We start from the raw sequence: 16,859 nt of genomic DNA on the forward strand, positions 1-16,859 counted from the left end.
TTGCTCAGTGTTCAAGCCGAGCAAAGCCGAGGCTTTAAAATAAAAAAGTTCCCTCTTCAAGATGATATTTTTATTTACAATTATTGAATTTAGGGTGAGTATTCTAAAATCGAATTCTCAGCTTTGCTGTAATTAAAAAGTTCCATTAGCTTGTCAGGGTAAGTGGCATAAACCAAAGGACGAGGAAAGGGGATATAAGCTTCGATGCAAATCAACATGGAAATTCGTGTCGCACAAAACGCTATTTAGGTTGTAATCAAGAAAGCTTTCAATTGTTTCTATGAAAGTGGATAGTTACCGCTTTATTCCGAAGAAGTGCAGAATCTGGGTTGAAAATTATTATTGTTATTATTGTGGCGATCGCACCGCAACACTATCGCCTGGTGTTGAAGGCCATCTCACCGTCAGAATAGTACAGTCAGACTGAGCAACCCAACAATATGGTACACCCGCACACCACAGCACATAATTACCCTCACGAGATAGAATCATTTCCCCATCCTCAAACTGAAGGCAAAATTGGCCATTAATCAAGATGGAAAGAGTCGCGGCTGTGTCATTTACTCCCCACTCGGTTCTACAGTCTCCTGCTTTATGGACACCCTACTTTATTTCTAGTGCTGTGGTTGAGTGAGGATCATCATCTGGGGTGATGAAGTAACCCATAAACCAACCCCAGCGATTTGCACCTTCCTTCGCAGCATTCCCAAAAATAACTTTAGGTTGCATCACTCACCTCGAAAGAAGGAAGTGAACTATTTACACTTACCGCAAGTTCACTTTACAAGAATACCCGCTTATGTTGTTGTAGTAGAGAGTGGGGTATTGGTTGCTCTAAATGAGAAAAAGCGCGTAGGCACAGCCCACCGCAAGCATCGCTAGTTTGCCAGAGGGTTTGCTTGATTAACTCCAACTTCCTGGAAACTTCTTTATTCATAACTAATTAAAATAGATCAACACAGATGATTAATTATGAAAATTATCTGCGTCCATCTACGATTTTAGATTAAGGTGAGTTTAACCAACCTCTCCATTTAGGAGAAGACCGAGCTGGCTCCTCTACGACTAATGGATAATTTATTTTTTGAGCGTTGCATAGTTGCGGGATGATTTAGCAAGTTCCAAAATTCTCCCCCTGCAACGCCAGCCTCCTCTGCTTGCCTCAATCCATCCCACTGTTCTGCAACGCCATTTTTTGGTATTCCCCTACTCTTGACTGGGAGCAGCAGGTTGCGATTGAGGTGATTGAGGTTGTTGGCGTAAACGGCGCAAAGAGTCCCGCAACTTGTTCTGGCTAGTGTTATCTGTTCGCCGTCGCCGATTTGTGGTTGCTTGTGGCTTTTGTGATGAATTGGTAGTCGTCGGCTCACGTTGGATGCGGCGTAAGGACTCTCTTGCACTTCCTTGAGTAGGAGTTGTCCTAGCTCCAGATGATGAGTTTGTAGGAGTACTTTCCGCTCTTTGAGGTTCTAACCGTCTACTAAATCCAGATATTACTGGTCTTGTGGCTGTAGCTTCATTAGATGAGGGTGGTGTCAACTCTCGTCGCCTACGTCTTGGATTTTCCTGTGTGGAGTTGGCAGTAGTTGCCTGCCGGGTTCTCTCTTCTGCTTCTCTTTGTGCTTGCCGTTCTTGAACTTGGCGCGATCGCCGTGAACCTTTTATGGCAAATTCAGTGGCTATAGATACTCCTTGTCTACCACCTTCTGTGGGTTTTAATTTCCAGTCACGCGCTTGTCTCAATTGGGCTTCATCCAATTCACGGTTTCCACTGGATCTGGTTAGCCGCACATTAGTAACATTGCCTTGTGCATCACTATCGACAGCTACTTCTACTCTGCCTTCAACTCCTCGCCGTCTTGCTGCATCAGGATACTTGGCATTACATTCACGGCAAGCTGCACGACCATTAGCATTACCTGAAGTGTTAATTTTTGGAGGTGTTGGCACTATTGGCGCTGTTGCTACTGTCGGACGGTTTCCTACTCCATTGCCTATACCACTGCCAGAGCCAGAACCAATTCCTGAACCTCTACCACTGCCAGAGCCAGAACCAATTCCTGAACCTCTACCACTGCCGGAGCCAGAGCCAATTCCTGAACCTGTACCTGTACCTGAACCTGTACCTGAACCTGTACTTAAAGCAACGCCAGAGCCAGAACTACCAGAGTTACCTGTAAGAACTGAACTACCACCGCCGCCACCACCACCACCGCCACCCCCGCTCTGAGGAGCAACAGTTGTCACAGGAACTTCTGGCTTGGGAGCAATTTCCCTATTTGTTGGTTGTGGGTTTTGAGTAGTTTGTTTTGGTTGTTGTTGAACTGGCTGAATTTGAGTAGTTTGTTTTGGTTGTTGAACTGGCTGAATTTGAGTAGTTTGTTTTGGTTGTTGTTCAACTGGCTGAATTTTTGGTCTTTCAATCAATTCTTGTACTGGTTTTTGTACTGGTGGAGTTTCTATAGACTGTTTTTGAACAACTTCTGGTTCTTTTTTGGGTTCTTCTGGAATTTTTTCAATTGGTTTTTCTGGTTCCGCAGTCGGAGAATCTACGATCGCCACCTCTATTGGTTCTTCTTCTCCTGTGGGCACTCTCGTCAAATAATTACCTATGCCTGAGGACAGTACGCCGATATGCAGCGCCAGTGAACCTATCAGACTGTAAGTCAGAAAAGACTTGAGAGCCTCAACTTCTTTGGAACGTTGCTCGACAGTAGTGCCGGAAAAGCTCATAGCTATTGCTACCTATTCTCACTAATTTAGTCATCTTAGAATGCATAGTCACAAATATCAAGTAAAAAATTAAAATTATTTTGGGCAGTGTTATGAACAGCATACTTATATAATCAAAATATCTTTGAAAAAGACTGTTTAATATAATGATTTATAGATAAAATTAATTTTTGTGTTATGTATTAATTAAATTATTTTATGTAAAACCAAAAAAGATTAAATAAAAATAATGATAATTCTATTTGAAAAAAGTATGATTATATCTTAAACTCTATTGAGAAAAAGTTTCATTTTTTTAGCTTGATTCTGGTAATTTGATTTTGTATTGTTGATGACGTTTAGAGGCACTACATGGGAATTCAGAATTTGTTTGAAGCAGGCGGTGTGGTCATGTTGCCCCTGCTGGCGTTTTCGGTGTTGGCAGGGGCATTAATGATCGAGCGGGCGAAGTTTTGGATACAGATTGGTAAGCGTCAAAACCGGGTGGTGCGAGAGGTTTTAAATCTTTATCGACTTGATAATGTTGTTAGTGCCGTGGATAAGCTGCAAAAAAATGTAGATTTGCCTATAGCACGCATTTTTCTGGCTGGACTACAGCTAGAAAGACCGACTCCAGAAAAATTTCGTTTGGCTTTGAAAAGCGAGGCGCAAGCAGAAATCCCTATGCTCAAGCGGTTTCAAGCTGTATTTGACACCATTATTGGTTTAGCGCCTCTGTTGGGACTTCTCGGCACAATTTTAGGATTAATTCGCTCATTTGCTGGACTGAATATTGGTGATGTCGGAGGTACTAAAACTAGTGCAGTTACTGCTGGTATTAGTGAAGCTTTAGTTGCTACCGCCTCAGGATTAGTTGTGGCTATCTTTGTGCTTTTAGGAGCCAGCATCTTCCGGGGACTATACCAGCGGCAGATAACAATGATTCAAGAGTACGGCGGACAGCTAGAAATACTGTTCCTCGATCGCTATGATCAACTCAATCGCCACGAACAACAGGAGAAGTCCTATGGATCTAGATGAGAATGAACCAGATTTACCACCATTTATAAATGTAGTACCTCTGATTGATGTAATGTTTGCCCTTTTGACATTTTTTATTATGTCAACGCTGTTTTTAACACGCTCAGAAGGGTTGCCAGTAAATCTACCGAAGGCAGCCACGGCGAAGGAACAGCAAATTCCCACTAAAGTTACGATCACGGTAGATGAAAAAGGTCAGATAAGCCTAAACCGCGATCCAATAGCAGTTAATGATTTAGCAGCGCGAGTGCGGACTTTAGTTGGTTCTAACCAAGATACATTGGTGATTATTAATGCCGATCAAAAAGTCTTGCATGGTGAGATAGTGGGAATAATGGATCAAGTACGTCAAGTGAAGGGTGCAAGGTTAGCGATCGCTACCCAAAGATAAAAACTAGAAATATTGTGTATCAGAAGTTGAGCGAGTCAGGAAAATTCTATATTCTGACTCTTAACTTCTTCTTGTATGATGACTACTACCAGCTACGCTTACACATCTGCAATTCTTGAGATATAAGTTTAAATAATGATTCTTGCTGTGAATGAATAAAAAAGTGGTCACCGTCGAACTCATGTAATGAGAAAGCAGCGATAGTCTGCTCTTGCCATGCTTGCAAAGCCTCATGACTAACTTCTTGGTCTTGCAAACCACCAAAAACAGTAATAGGACACTCAAGTGGCTGTTTTTGAGTGTAAATATAAGTTTCCAGAACGGCAAAATCTGCCCGCAAAATAGGGAGGAACATCTGCATCAGTTCCGCGCTTTCTAGTACTGCTTTGGGTGTACCATTAAGACTGCGTAGCTCGCCCTGCAAATCAGGGTCTGATAGGACGTGGAGGGGTGGTTTGGTTAACGGGATTTGTGCGGCGCGACGAGCAGATATGAAGAGGTGAAAGGGAGCAAGACTATACTTAGAGTGAAGTAGATGGGTCAACTCGAAGCTAACTAATCCGCCCATGCTGTGACCGAAAAAGGCGAATGGTTTGTCTAAATATGGTAACAGAACTGGAGCGATCGCTTCAACAAGAGATTCTAATCGCGTCAAGGGTGCTGACTTAATCTGTCTTCCGCGTCCCGGATATTCCACTGCACAGACTTCGACATTACTCGGTAGATTATTAGGCCATGTGCGAAAAATCATTGAGTTCCCACCAGCGTAGGGGAAGCAGAATAAACGCAAGTTGGCTTGAGGATTTGGTTGGGGACAGATAACCCAGGAATTGAAGCTTGGTGTAGTTGTCATAATAGACCCTGCATTAGCTGTTTAACCTTTTGTGGCTCATTGCTAGAACCTGCTTCATATCATACTAAATGACCGCACAAGGGCAGGTATTTGCTACTATGAAAAATGTAAAAAATGTCATAGTGTATTCGTGAAGCAGACATCTTGCTTATTTTATAATAAGGAGTCTTTGATGAGCGTTTATATTATTCGACCCAAAGCAACATCAGTAGCGCGATCGCTAAAACTTGAATCTAAAAAATTTACACCAGAAAGTCGTAAGGCGCAAGTTGCAGAAGTTGTAAATTTTTGGCAGGAAAATCCAGTACACCAAGAAATCGAAAGCTGGCTCGAAGATGCACAAAACCCAACTAGCCAAGTTTCAAAGCACCCAGATTACTCAGGAATTACTGGGGCAAGTATTGTAGAAATGCCTGATGATGAAGCTCAAAGGATGCGTGAGGAGTTACCCAACGCTCTCATTTTACGCGATCAGCCGATTGAGTTGATTGAGCCACAACGGAATACAGATACTAGAGATGAAATTACCAAAAATGAATTGTGGCATTTGGATGCGATCGCTCTCAACATAGCACGTCAAAATGGATTTACAGGCACTGGGAAAAACATCACCATTGCTGTCCTCGACACGGGTATTGACTCAACTCACCCAGAATTGCAAGGCAAAGTAACTGAATCTTATAGTTTTAATGATAGAAGCAAGCAAATCCAGTCAATATCTTCCCAAGATACCAATGGTCATGGTACTCATGTAGCTGGACTAATTTGTGGTAAGCAGGTTGGCGTTGCGCCAGAAACTAAATTAATCGACGGCGTACTTATCCCAAGAGGTACTGGCAACTTATCAAACTTTGTGATGTGGCTGGACTGGCTAGCACTTCGAGTAGACGTGAATATTGCCAATATCTCAGCTGGTCTTCCTACTTATGCTTATGAAATGAGCGATGTCATTGATACTTTATTGGCAGTTGGTATACTCCCTGTTTGTGCTGTTGGTAACAATGGACGTAACAATACTAGAACACCAGCAAACTGTCGGAGTTCAGTTTCAGTAGGTGCGACAAACTTTAATAGTAAAGTTGCCGGTTTTAGCGGCAGTGGCAGGATATCTGTTAATAATCATTCTTATGATGTTCCCTCTTTGGTTGCACCTGGAGAAGGAGTTTATTCATCAGTTCAAGGTGGTGGTTACGAAGCTTGGGACGGAACTTCAATGGCAACCCCAATCGTTTCTGGTGTAGCAGCGTTAATCTTAGAGAAGTATAGTAAGCAAATTCCGGTATTGGATTTAATTGACGGACTGCTCACAAGTTGTCAAGATTTGGGACATGATAAGGAACGCCAAGGTAAAGGTTTAATTCAGGTAACCGCAGCCCTATGAAACTTAACGAAAGTCAAATTGCCAAAATTGACCCTCTGCTTCAGGAAGTTTTGACGGGGGCAAAGGGGAATGAGGTAATTCGGGCAATTATGAGTTTGGGGGACGAAAATCAAATCAGATTAAATGCTAGCAATTCATCGCTGAAACCTCAACAATTTACATCATCTGAGGCTTATCGACAGGCATTAATTGATCAGCGCAAAAGTCAACTTGCTTTAACGCTGGGTGATACTATCGAAGAACTCCAGGAACTTTCTTTGAAACCTATTGGAGGTGGACTCAGCCGCGTTGTGGTTGTAGAAGGTTCGGCTGATGCGATTTTAAGCGCGTTGGCACTGTCTGGAGTTAACCATGTCACTTTAGATCAGCTGATTGCACTACCAGAAGTTGCACCAGATGCAGCAGTTAAATATTTTGCTGACATTTATATAAACACACTTGACCGGCCTTTAGATAAGAAAACCACAAAATTAATTTATCAAGCATCTGAACAATATATTATTGAATACCACAAGCGCCATAACAAGTTGCAAATATTGGGAATGCAACAGCCTGTAAATTTGGATTCAATTTACACAGCTGTGCAATGTTTACAGCAAGATGATATCCGGCGATTTGAATCAATTGAAGCCTTACAGAATCTTTTCAGCGAAACTGGAAAACGTGGCTTTCACCTTGAAAAGGCTGGTAAGCAAGAGGGCATTAAAGTTGCCAATCAGCAGCAATATTTGATGGTACTTGGCGCACCGGGTGCTGGTAAGTCTACATTTTTGCGGAAGATAGGACTAGAAGCACTCAAGGGCAAATCTGGTGAATTGCAATATGAATGTATTCCGGTTTTTATTGAATTAAAACTATTTACCGAGAGCAATATCAATATTAAAGAAATAATTAGACAAGCATTCCGATTGTGTCAGTTACCATTCTTTGAAGAGTTTACTAATAAAGCGTTACAAAAAGGCAAGTTATTAGTTTTGCTGGATGGTTTAGATGAAGTGCCAACGAAAAATACAGATTTAGCAATTAGGCAAATTCAAAGCTTTGTTGAGCAATACAAAGATAATCGATTTATTGTATCTTGTCGGACTGCTGCCTATCGAGCGCAGTTTAAGAAATTGATGGAAATTGTCATCGCAGATTTTGATGATGCTCAAATTCAACAGTTTATTCAAAATTGGTTTTCTTCAGAGGTAGATAGAAAAGCCAGAACTGCTGACAAGTGCTGGGAGTTAATTAAAACCCAAGAATCAACTAAGGAGTTAGCTCGAACTCCTGTATTGCTAACTTTTCTCTGTTTAGTGTATGACGAATCTCAAGACTTGCCTGAAAATCGAGCTAGGGTTTACAGTGATGCTCTTGATATATTACTCAAAAAATGGGCTGCTGAAAAACGGATTCAAAACGATCCAATTTATCGTCAGCTTGGGATCGATTTAGAGAAAATCATGCTAGCTGAGATTGCATATCACAGCTTTAAATCACAGCGACTGTTTTTATCTGACCAAGAACTTGTGCTTCAAATTCAAGAGTTTCTGGCAAGTAATGACAATGCAAATAAGAATTTAGATGCTGAGGCAGTTCTAGATGCTATAGCTATTCAGCAGGGAATATTAGTAGAACGGGCAAGGGATGTCTACTCATTTTCTCATTTAACGCTACAAGAATATTTAACAGCACAGTATATTAATGACCATCGTCAAGTTGAAAAATTAGTTACTGAACACCTGACAGATAAACCCTGGAATGAGGTGTTTTTATTGGTAGCTGGGTTGATGCATGGTGGTGCAGATAATTTGCTGTTGTTGATGGAAAAGGAAGCGCAAAAATATATTAACACCCCGAAGTTACAAGCTTTATTAAACTGGGCAGAACAGGTAACAGTTGGATCGCCAGGGGATTTTAAACCTGTGGGTAAACGCGCAGTTGCGATCACGATTGCGATTGCGATCTCCTACGCTAATCCCTACCTCTACCCTGTTCGCTACGCCTACGCCTATGCCAACGCCATTGCTGACCCCAAAGCCAACGCTATGGTTTACCCCGACAGCTACGCTAACGCCATCGCCTACTACCAAGTCCATGCCATTCTCTTCCCCGATACCTACGCCTTCTTTGGCCTCAACGAATACGCCCATACCATTGCTCAAGCTATCGAGTATACTTGTAAACTTGAAAAATTAAAAATTTTCAATAACGTCAACTTTACTATGCTGATCGCCCAACTAGAAGCACTTAAAGCTACAATTCCTGATGATCAACAGCCACAAGAAGCGCGTCTGGCATTTCTTAAACACCTGCAACAAACCTTACTCAAAGCTTTCCATCTCAGCTTAGAAATAGTCAACTTATCTGAGGAAGAAATAGAAGCACTGGAAAATTATCTCTACGCCAATTACCTCATCATCCAATGCAAACAAGCAGCAGTACGGGCGTCGCCTCAAACCTGGGAAGCGATTGAGGCGCGGATGTTGTTGGTTCCAAATGGTTAAGCAACAATAGGAAAATCAAAAGATAGCCAGATAAACGCTCCATGAGTTCATTACAACAGGCTAAAGATACAAAAACTCAAACCTTTACAGCAATCTTGCATTGGGAAGAGGATGTTTATGTAGCTGAATGTCCAGATGTAGGAACCGCCAGCCAAGGAGAGACGATAGAAGAAGCGAAAAACTATATTTAGAAGAGTTCTCGCTTGCTGAAGTCGCTACGCTAAAAACTTTCATTAGCAAAATTGAAGTCGTTGTTATTACAACTTCAAGTTTTGTTATAAATGCTCAAGCTGTAGTTACTACAACTCCAGTTGTGATAAGTAAAATTGAAGCTGTTGTTAATACAACTTAAGCTGTTGTTATGAATGCTCAAGCCGTTGTTACTACAACTCCAGTTGTGATAAGTAAACTAGAAGCTGGTGTTACTACAACTTAAGCTGTTGTTATGAATGCTTAAGCTGTAGTTAAAAACGTTGAAGTTGTTCTAACAAACGCTCAAGCTGTAGTTATAAACGTTGAAGTTGTTCTAACAAACCCTCAAGCTGTTGTTATGATACTAAGTCTTATAGTTATGAATGCACAAGCTGTGGTTTTTTCTCTTCACCCACATATATCTCATCTTCTCTGTTAATAAACACCTGAGACAATGCCTGATAAGCTTCACTCCAAGCTGCCATCACTTCTTCTGTAGCTGCTTCCCCTAAAACATCTTTCATTGCTTGCAGTAAACTTTCTCCAACAATAGGATATTGCTCTGGTGTAACATGGGTCTGCACATGACGATGAGCAATCTTTTCCACCATCGATTTTAAAGCTGGTAGATTATCAATTTGGGCAGCATAGCCATAAACTGCTGTAGCCAACCTCGCAGGCTGAGAACCATTTGCTTGAGCAGACATATCAAATTGCTCTCTGATTTCTGGATGGTTACGAAACATAATTTCATACATCCGAGTTGTAATTTGCTGACCGTTCTTTTTTAAGATAGGTGCTGTAGATTTAACGATATCTATTGTTTGTTGGCTAATCATAGTATCTTGAACCACTTGTAATGTTGATTGACTTCAATTTAGTGGTTATTCCTATTGGTTACTATGAGCTAGCTCAGTCAACGAGTAATATCCTGTCAAAGCCTCTATACATCTACAGCCAGTGGCATTGTTAAAAAATTGCAACAAGAATGAAAATGTAAGAATGCAAATATGTACATCGATAATTTATCAAGCAATTTGATATGCATACGATTGAGAAAAAGTCAACAATAAAAGCCTGGGCAGGTGCGATCGCCAAACCAGCAAAAGAATTTCCCCCTACCCAACTGCCAATTCTTTCTGGCAAAATTCCAGATGGCTTGCGTGGCACACTTTACCGCAATGGCCCGGCACGGCTAGAACGCGGTGGCAGTGGCATGGGACACTGGTTTGATGGAGATGGAGCAATTCTGGCTGTAAATTTTACCGATGCAGTCGCAACCGGGGTTTATCGCTACGTGCAAACCTCTGGCTATCAAGAAGAAGCCGCAGCAGGTAAACTAGTCTACGGCAATTATGGCATGACTGCACCAGGGCCAATTTGGAATCAATGGCAAAAGCCGATCAAGAATGCTGCCAACACTTCGGTGTTAGCACTTCCAGATAAACTTTTGGCACTGTGGGAAGGTGGTAAACCCCACGCCCTCGATTTACAAACTTTAGAAACTTGGGGCGAAGATGATTTAGGGGGGTTAAGTAAAGGATTAAACTATTCCGCGCATTGTAAGCGTGACGAGCAAACAGGGGAGATTTTTAACTTTGGCATCACCCCTGGACAAAATGCGACGCTGAATATTTACAAAAGCGATTCGACTGGGCGGATTATCCAACAAGCCGCATACCAGCTAGATGGTGTACCATTGGTGCATGATTTTGTTTTAGCAGGACAGTATCTTGTATTTTTCCTTCCGCCAGTGCGGTTGAATGTCTTACCCGTGCTAATAGGGATAAACAACTATAGTGATTCGCTAGAGTGGCAACCTAAATTAGGAACTAAAATTTTAGTTATTGATAGGGAAACCCTATCTGTAGTGAGTCGTGGAGAAACCGAACCTTGGTATCAATGGCATTTTGCTAACGGTTATGTAGATGCTAGCGGTTCAGTGATTGTGGATATCGCCCGTTATGAAGATTTTCAAACTAACCAATATCTTAAGGAAGTGGCTACAGGTGAGACTCACACCCCAGCTAAAAGTACACTAACGCAAGTTCATCTGCATCCCCAAACTGGCAAAGTTACCTCAATTCAGCAACTATTAAACGGACATTGTGAATTTCCGAATGTACCACAGCAAAACGTGGGGCAAGCTTCTCGGTACACATATATGTCAAAATCCCGTTCAGGAACAGATATTAGCCAAGAAATATTAAATGCGATCGCTCGTTTTGATCACAAAACCGAAACCCTCACCGAAGCAGACTTAGGAGAAAACCGTTATCCTTCCGAACCCATCCACGCCCAAGACACCCAAAACCCTGAACAAGGTTGGGTGCTAACCGTTGTCTACGATGGTAATTCTCATAGTAGCGAAGTTTGGGTATTTGATAGCGATCGCCTGGATGCTGAACCCGTTTGCAAACTAGGATTACCCAGCATCATCCCCCACAGCTTCCACGGCACTTGGAACCCAGCATCATAACTCCTCTGCGTACCTCTGCGTTTCCCTTAGCTACCTGGTGCGTTCAAAAAACAACGGTACAGTAAAAACTTATAGCATTGACTAGACATAATTAATCGCATCTGGTCAATGCAAAATCAAAAATCCCAAAGAGTCTTGTCCTATGCAATTACAAGAAAAACCCCACTATTCTCCCACAGAATACTTAGAACTAGAAGTCATTTCTGAGTATCGTCATGAATATATAGATGGTCAAATTATACCCATGACAGGTGGAACACCAAATCACAACCAAATAGCTGGTAATTTTTATGCAGCCCTCAATTTTGCTTTGAAGCGACAACCTTATCGAGTATTCGTCGCTGATCAACGTCTATGGATTCCCAAAAAGCGAATTTATACATATCCTGATGTAATGGTTGTTGCAGGTTCATTAGAATTTTCTGAGGCACGTAAAGATACAATTACTAATCCCTTAGTAATTTGTGAAGTGCTATCCAAATCTACCAGAAGCTATGACATAGATGAAAAATTTGCGGCTTATCGCACCATACCCAGTTTTCAAGAATATGTTTTGATTGATCAGTACAAAAATCATCTAGAACAGTATTCTAAAACTGATGAAAATAAATGGATTTTCTCAGAGCATGAACAAGAGAGTGGTATTTTAACACTATCCTCTATTCAATTTCAAATGCCTCTATTAGATATTTATGATAAAGTTGACTTTGAGGCTAAAGAATAACCTCACTCTAACTGGTTAACTAAGCAACATGACCACTTCTAGACGCCACTACCACATCACTACCTTCGGTTGTCAGATGAATAAAGCTGACTCAGAGCGCATGGCTGGCGTTTTGGAAGATATGGGCTTTGAATGGTCAGAAGACCCGAATAATGCAGATGTGATTCTCTACAATACCTGCACAATTCGGGATAATGCCGAGCAAAAGGTATATTCTTACCTTGGCAGACAAGCGAAGCGCAAGCATGAGCAGCCTGATTTAACCCTCATCGTTGCAGGTTGTGTTGCCCAGCAAGAAGGTGAAGCGCTATTGCGGCGAGTCCCAGAATTAGACTTGGTAATGGGGCCACAACATGCCAACCGCCTCAAAGATTTGCTGGAATCAGTATTTGACGGCAATCAAGTTGTCGCAACCGAGTCTGTTCATATTATTGAAGATATCACCCAGCCGCGACGGGATAGTAAGGTAACAGCTTGGGTAAATGTAATTTACGGCTGTAACGAACGCTGCACCTATTGCGTGGTTCCCAATGTGCGCGGTGTCGAACAATCGCGCACACCGTCAGCTATCCGGGCTGAAATGGAAGAATTAGGACGGCAAGGTTACAAGGAAATTACTCTACTCGGTCAAAATATTGACGCTTACGGCAGAGATTTGCCAGGAACAACAGCAGAAGGACGGCATCTGCACAACTTCACAGATTTACTTTATTACGTGCATGATGTACCGATAATTGAAAGGCTAAGATTTGCTACTAGCCATCCCCGTTATTTTACAGAGAGATTAATTAAAGCTTGTGCTGAGTTGCCCAAGGTGTGCAAACACTTCCACATTCCCTTTCAATCTGGGGATAATGAACTTTTAAAGGCGATGGCGCGGGGTTATACTCATGAAAAATATCGTCGGATCATCGATACCATTCGGCGGTATATGCCAGATGCTTCCATTAGTGCTGATGCGATTGTCGGTTTTCCTGGGGAGACAGAAGCACAGTTTGAAAATACCCTGAAACTGGTGGAAGATATTGGCTTTGATATGTTGAATACAGCAGCATATTCGCCGCGTCCAGGGACACCAGCCGCTTTCTGGGACAATCAGCTAAGTGAAGAAGTTAAAAGCGATCGCCTCCAACGCCTGAATCATTTAGGAAACTTGAAAGTAGCCGAGCGATCGCAACGTTACTTTGGACGCATCGAATCCGTTTTAGTAGAAGACCAAAATCCTAAAGATCAAACCCAGGTGATGGGACGCACTGATGGTAATCGTCTGACATTCTTCAATGGAGACATCAAAGAATTGAAAGGGCAGTTAGTGAAGGTAAAAATTACCGAAGTTCGTCCTTTTAGCCTGACGGGTCAACCAGTTGAAGTAAGACAAGCCATGCCAGTATGAAAAACAGGGAAAAGGTTAAGGGGGAAAGAGAACCTCGATATTTAACCTTTTTTGTTTCTCAAAGCTACTTCACCTTAACGCGGAAGCGAACAAAGCCGTAAAAATCTTTGACAAGATTGGGTAAATCTGGACTCCGCGTAATATTCACCACCACGGCTCCATTAGTGTTAGTAGCAGTGCAGTATGATGGGGTCGACTCGTTAGCAGGATAAAAGCGTCCGCGATCGCCATCCTCGACATTGCTAAGGTAAAATGTAGGACTGCTAGAACTAACTGCAAGACCTATGCCTTGATCTGATCCTGGTAAGCCGCCATCACCAGGACTCTTACCATTAAATGCAGTGGGAATAAAAGTAGTATTATTAGGAACTAAATCGCAGAATTTGACATTAGTAGCATCATTCGGGCCCTTGGAGAGGAAGTAGATAGTATATTCCAATTCATCGCCTGGTTTGACAGTGCCAGCATTAATCAATCCGCGCAGATAGCCAGCAGGCCATTTTGCATCGTTATCATCAGAAGCGAATGGTTCTGGTACGTAGTTGGCAGCAGTAATCGCCACGTCGCTGCGACCATCTACAATGTCGCTTAAATCTTGATTATTGATGCGGGTGATGCGTTTCACTAACAAAAGCTTTGCATTAGCAGTAATCGCACCGTTATTGCTTTCCCCAACGCTAGTAATACGACTACCTATAGTATCAGTGTCTCTAGTTGGTAGGTAGTTTGTACACCTTGTGCTAGCGTTTTTACTAGTAGTTGCTTCCCAACAAGCACTAGCATTTGTATCCTGACCATTGGGAGTTAAACTAATAGATTGTCCAGTGCTAGCGCCAACTAGAGAAGACTGATAAGTATTGTCCCAGAGATTAAGAACACTTGAGGGAGGTGTATTAACCTCACTACCACTGCCGTATGCGATATAGTCAATAATTTTATCCTGGTTATCGTACAACCAAATATCATCACCAGAGTTGTTGAGTTTGGGAGTTTGTCCTAACCAAGCTTGAAAAGCTGCTCCTGTTGCTTGATGATTGGCGTTGTTATCCCCAATCCAAATCACAGCATATTTCCCTGGTTGTAAAGTTGTGCCGTTAGGGAATGTATAAGTAAACCCGTTAGTACTATCATTATCATTAGCAGTTAGGTGTCCATCTGCTAACTTCAAACCACTTAAATCTACAGTTGAGGAGGAAGCATTATAAAGTTCAATAAACTCATCGTTAGTGTTAGTAGTAGTACCCGTTTCGTTATACAAAACTTCATTTATTATGATTTTGCCAACGTTGGGTGAAACTGCATCAATAATATTAAATGGAGTTGGTTGAGTTTGACCAGGATAATAAGTCCATAAATCCAGCCCTTTAGCATCTCCAAAAGAGCCAGTGCATGATGTGTTAGTATTACCAGCGCTACCAGACTGACCAAATTTCCGGTCATTGCTGGCGGTGTCAAAACCGTTAATTGGGTCGCTAAAGGCTGGGCTTGGTGGACTAATACCACAGAGTACTTGACCAGACGTACCGATTTGAATACCACCGATAGTTTTATAACCGCGATCGTCATAAAATCCTCTGGTGTTGCCGAGTGGATTAGTGACATTCAGCATTGTAATGGTAGGGCCGCCAGTAAAATTGTTTTCCGCATCTAGCAAGGGAAAGTGATATTCACCTCCAAAGGTTCTGACTGTGACTTTATAATTACTGTTAACTGGAAAAAAATTACCACTGTTATCTTTACCATCCCAACTAACCGCTTGCTGTCCCGTTGTGGTCATAATCCCTCGCAGAAGACGGTTTTGTGAGTTGGTCGGATCAAAATTACTACCATCTCGGCTGATAATGAGTTCATAAATACCTGTGACAGTGCTGCCAAAGTTAAAAGTACCGCCTGTACCGTAAGAACTATTATTTCCTGTAACTGTGCCGTTGAATTGTAAGTTACTGATAAGAGGAATAATTGGGCTAAGGGGAATGCCAGTTCCATCTAAACTGCCATCTGATTTGTAACGTTCAATGTATGGAAGTGCGTTGGCGTCGATGGAGTTGAAAAAGGTAGGATATTGGGGACGAGCCAAGCTAACACCACCTTGGGGACTTGTCAGCTGACCATCCGCCCCTAATAGGTCATGATAGAGAGGCGTTTTACCATCACTATCAAAAAAGCCAGTCTGATTACCATAGAGAACGAATCCATTCGGGTCTGTGCCCCTGAGTTCTACTTTATACTGAAAGCCATCTATGGTTACAGGATAGACAGGGAAGTTGAGATATCGACCGTTACCGCCAGTAAATAAAGCCAGATAATAGCTGAATAATCGCCCGTTTAAGTCAGTTGTTGAAGTTTGGTCGTTACTACGTACTGTTACATCCCAAGCTGCAACACTACTTCCTTGTTGAGCATTAAAGTTGTTCACACTACTCAAATTAATCTCACCAGTAACAGTGCCATCAGCTCCAGAGTTACTCCCAACAGGCCCGTAAAAAACTATGTCATAAACTCCAGTGGATGGAGCGTGGTAATAGCAGGGAATATAACCGCTGGGATTACCTCCACCAGAAATAGCACGGGGGCCATTTAACTCCTGTAGGCGAGTTGAGATAACCCCTCGTCCAGTTTGAGAAGTACATACAAAATCTGGTGTGCTAGGAACAGTTTCACTACCAATACTTCCACTGACACGACCGGGATTGTAAACGCGGATATCACCATTAGTTATCCCAACTGCGCTGGAACCCAAAAGAATGTACTCATCTTTGTTGGCGTAGACCTTAAGCAAGGTTCGTCGCAGCACAAGATTGCCATAAGTGTTGGTACGCCATTCCAGGTTAGCTCTGCTACTGCTGGCTGTGGCGCTACTGGGATACAGCGTGCGACTACCTTCAGCCTGAGCGACTTGTGTCCAGCAATTCAGGGCGCACAGTGATAGAGCAAGACTGCTTAGTAGTCTTTTATAGCGTTTGGGGAGTCTATTGTTGAGCGCTAAAAAATGTTTTAAAAGTAGACTCATTTATGCCTTACTAGCTCCTGATTTTAATTGGATGAGTGCGATCGCTCCGATAAGCCACTCTGTATCTACGTATTACTGTATTCACTGCCGATTTAGAAATGCCATACTGGCAATGGATAGCGGATACTCCTAACGTTGCTAAGGCTAATGCACTTAGGCTATGCCCGTTTTTATGTTGCCCAATTCATCCGAGA

At 42.2% G+C, this 16,859-nt stretch carries 15 protein-coding genes; 8 read left to right on the top strand and 7 right to left on the bottom strand.

From position 1 onward, the window contains the following. Positions 1–348: 348 nt before the first annotated feature. The 4 genes from ACFFAP_RS06375 to ACFFAP_RS06390 all read right to left on the bottom strand — a co-directional run bounded on the left by ACFFAP_RS06375 (position 349) and on the right by ACFFAP_RS06390 (position 2,733). The gene (locus tag ACFFAP_RS06375; RefSeq protein WP_375510433.1) at positions 349–492 is read right to left on the bottom strand and encodes a hypothetical protein; all 144 of its coding nucleotides are present in this window, start codon (positions 490–492) and stop codon (positions 349–351) included. Positions 493–603: 111 nt separating this feature from the next. Then, a complete protein-coding gene (locus ACFFAP_RS06380) occupies positions 604–729 on the bottom strand; it encodes a hypothetical protein (RefSeq protein WP_375510434.1) in 126 nt (41 codons plus the stop codon). 52 nt (positions 730–781) lie between these two features. Continuing rightward, positions 782–937 carry a hypothetical protein gene (locus ACFFAP_RS06385; protein ID WP_375510435.1) on the bottom strand — a complete coding sequence of 52 codons (156 nt, stop codon included), beginning with the start codon at positions 935–937 and terminating at the stop codon, positions 782–784. A gap of 269 nt (positions 938–1,206) precedes the next feature. Then, complete coding sequence (locus tag ACFFAP_RS06390) at positions 1,207–2,733, bottom strand: TonB family protein (protein WP_375510436.1); 1,527 nt, start codon at positions 2,731–2,733, stop codon at positions 1,207–1,209. Between the two features lie 351 nt (positions 2,734–3,084). Here ACFFAP_RS06390 and ACFFAP_RS06395 point away from each other — a divergent pair, with 351 nt between their 5' ends. Both ACFFAP_RS06395 and ACFFAP_RS06400 read left to right on the top strand, forming a co-directional pair. Next, positions 3,085–3,753 carry a MotA/TolQ/ExbB proton channel family protein gene (locus ACFFAP_RS06395; RefSeq protein ID WP_375510437.1) on the top strand — a complete coding sequence of 223 codons (669 nt, stop codon included), beginning with the start codon at positions 3,085–3,087 and terminating at the stop codon, positions 3,751–3,753. Next, positions 3,740–4,144: an ExbD/TolR family protein gene (locus tag ACFFAP_RS06400; RefSeq protein WP_375510438.1), complete on the top strand. Its 405-nt coding sequence runs from the start codon at positions 3,740–3,742 to the stop codon at positions 4,142–4,144. The genes ACFFAP_RS06395 and ACFFAP_RS06400 overlap by 14 nt, the downstream gene beginning before the upstream one ends. A gap of 85 nt (positions 4,145–4,229) precedes the next feature. Here ACFFAP_RS06400 and ACFFAP_RS06405 read toward each other — a convergent pair whose 3' ends face one another. After that, a complete protein-coding gene (locus ACFFAP_RS06405; RefSeq protein ID WP_375510439.1) occupies positions 4,230–4,997 on the bottom strand; it encodes a thioesterase II family protein in 768 nt (255 codons plus the stop codon). A gap of 172 nt (positions 4,998–5,169) precedes the next feature. Here ACFFAP_RS06405 and ACFFAP_RS06410 point away from each other — a divergent pair, with 172 nt between their 5' ends. The 3 genes from ACFFAP_RS06410 to ACFFAP_RS06420 are packed head-to-tail and all read left to right on the top strand — an operon-like array spanning position 5,170 to position 9,058. Then, a complete protein-coding gene (locus ACFFAP_RS06410) occupies positions 5,170–6,378 on the top strand; it encodes a S8 family serine peptidase (RefSeq protein ID WP_375510440.1) in 1,209 nt (402 codons plus the stop codon). Further along, positions 6,375–8,867, top strand: coding sequence for an NACHT domain-containing protein (locus ACFFAP_RS06415; protein WP_375510441.1), 2,493 nt, complete (start codon positions 6,375–6,377; stop codon positions 8,865–8,867). The genes ACFFAP_RS06410 and ACFFAP_RS06415 overlap by 4 nt, the downstream gene beginning before the upstream one ends. A gap of 41 nt (positions 8,868–8,908) precedes the next feature. Then, positions 8,909–9,058 (top strand): type II toxin-antitoxin system HicB family antitoxin, encoded by a 150-nt coding sequence (locus tag ACFFAP_RS06420; RefSeq protein ID WP_375510442.1) that lies wholly within the window; start codon positions 8,909–8,911, stop codon positions 9,056–9,058. A gap of 378 nt (positions 9,059–9,436) precedes the next feature. On the opposite strand, the gene ACFFAP_RS06425 is transcribed toward ACFFAP_RS06420, so the two are convergent. Next, positions 9,437–9,898, bottom strand: coding sequence for a globin domain-containing protein (locus tag ACFFAP_RS06425; protein WP_375510443.1), 462 nt, complete (start codon positions 9,896–9,898; stop codon positions 9,437–9,439). A 203-nt stretch (positions 9,899–10,101) separates the two neighbouring features. Here ACFFAP_RS06425 and ACFFAP_RS06430 point away from each other — a divergent pair, with 203 nt between their 5' ends. The 3 genes from ACFFAP_RS06430 (at position 10,102) to miaB (ending at position 13,655) form a co-directional block, all read left to right on the top strand. Further along, positions 10,102–11,538 carry a carotenoid oxygenase family protein gene (locus tag ACFFAP_RS06430; protein WP_375510444.1) on the top strand — a complete coding sequence of 479 codons (1,437 nt, stop codon included), beginning with the start codon at positions 10,102–10,104 and terminating at the stop codon, positions 11,536–11,538. A 142-nt stretch (positions 11,539–11,680) separates the two neighbouring features. After that, the gene (locus ACFFAP_RS06435) at positions 11,681–12,262 is read left to right on the top strand and encodes a Uma2 family endonuclease (RefSeq protein ID WP_375510445.1); all 582 of its coding nucleotides are present in this window, start codon (positions 11,681–11,683) and stop codon (positions 12,260–12,262) included. 28 nt (positions 12,263–12,290) lie between these two features. Continuing rightward, positions 12,291–13,655, top strand: a complete 1,365-nt coding sequence (gene miaB / locus ACFFAP_RS06440; protein ID WP_375510446.1) for a tRNA (N6-isopentenyl adenosine(37)-C2)-methylthiotransferase MiaB — start codon at positions 12,291–12,293, stop codon at positions 13,653–13,655. A 64-nt stretch (positions 13,656–13,719) separates the two neighbouring features. Here miaB and ACFFAP_RS06445 read toward each other — a convergent pair whose 3' ends face one another. Next, a complete protein-coding gene (locus tag ACFFAP_RS06445; protein ID WP_375510447.1) occupies positions 13,720–16,665 on the bottom strand; it encodes a lamin tail domain-containing protein in 2,946 nt (981 codons plus the stop codon). Positions 16,666–16,859 lie beyond the last annotated feature (194 nt).

Source organism: uncultured Nostoc sp. (assembly GCF_964245575.1).
Taxonomy (GTDB): Bacteria; Cyanobacteriota; Cyanobacteriia; order Cyanobacteriales; family Nostocaceae; genus Nostoc.

What these genes read in the sequence shown, in the direction of transcription:
- ACFFAP_RS06375 (WP_375510433.1), bottom strand. Translation starts at nt 492, where the DNA reads ATGATTCTATCTCGTGAGGGTAATTATGTGCTGTGGTGTGCGGGTGTA.
- ACFFAP_RS06380 (WP_375510434.1), bottom strand. Translation starts at nt 729, where the DNA reads ATGCAACCTAAAGTTATTTTTGGGAATGCTGCGAAGGAAGGTGCAAAT.
- ACFFAP_RS06385 (WP_375510435.1), bottom strand. Translation starts at nt 937, where the DNA reads ATGAATAAAGAAGTTTCCAGGAAGTTGGAGTTAATCAAGCAAACCCTC.
- ACFFAP_RS06390 (WP_375510436.1), bottom strand. Translation starts at nt 2,733, where the DNA reads ATGAGCTTTTCCGGCACTACTGTCGAGCAACGTTCCAAAGAAGTTGAG.
- ACFFAP_RS06395 (WP_375510437.1), top strand. Translation starts at nt 3,085, where the DNA reads ATGGGAATTCAGAATTTGTTTGAAGCAGGCGGTGTGGTCATGTTGCCC.
- ACFFAP_RS06400 (WP_375510438.1), top strand. Translation starts at nt 3,740, where the DNA reads ATGGATCTAGATGAGAATGAACCAGATTTACCACCATTTATAAATGTA.
- ACFFAP_RS06405 (WP_375510439.1), bottom strand. Translation starts at nt 4,997, where the DNA reads ATGACAACTACACCAAGCTTCAATTCCTGGGTTATCTGTCCCCAACCA.
- ACFFAP_RS06410 (WP_375510440.1), top strand. Translation starts at nt 5,170, where the DNA reads ATGAGCGTTTATATTATTCGACCCAAAGCAACATCAGTAGCGCGATCG.
- ACFFAP_RS06415 (WP_375510441.1), top strand. Translation starts at nt 6,375, where the DNA reads ATGAAACTTAACGAAAGTCAAATTGCCAAAATTGACCCTCTGCTTCAG.
- ACFFAP_RS06420 (WP_375510442.1), top strand. Translation starts at nt 8,909, where the DNA reads ATGAGTTCATTACAACAGGCTAAAGATACAAAAACTCAAACCTTTACA.
- ACFFAP_RS06425 (WP_375510443.1), bottom strand. Translation starts at nt 9,898, where the DNA reads ATGATTAGCCAACAAACAATAGATATCGTTAAATCTACAGCACCTATC.
- ACFFAP_RS06430 (WP_375510444.1), top strand. Translation starts at nt 10,102, where the DNA reads ATGCATACGATTGAGAAAAAGTCAACAATAAAAGCCTGGGCAGGTGCG.
- ACFFAP_RS06435 (WP_375510445.1), top strand. Translation starts at nt 11,681, where the DNA reads ATGCAATTACAAGAAAAACCCCACTATTCTCCCACAGAATACTTAGAA.
- miaB (WP_375510446.1), top strand. Translation starts at nt 12,291, where the DNA reads ATGACCACTTCTAGACGCCACTACCACATCACTACCTTCGGTTGTCAG.
- ACFFAP_RS06445 (WP_375510447.1), bottom strand. Translation starts at nt 16,665, where the DNA reads ATGAGTCTACTTTTAAAACATTTTTTAGCGCTCAACAATAGACTCCCC.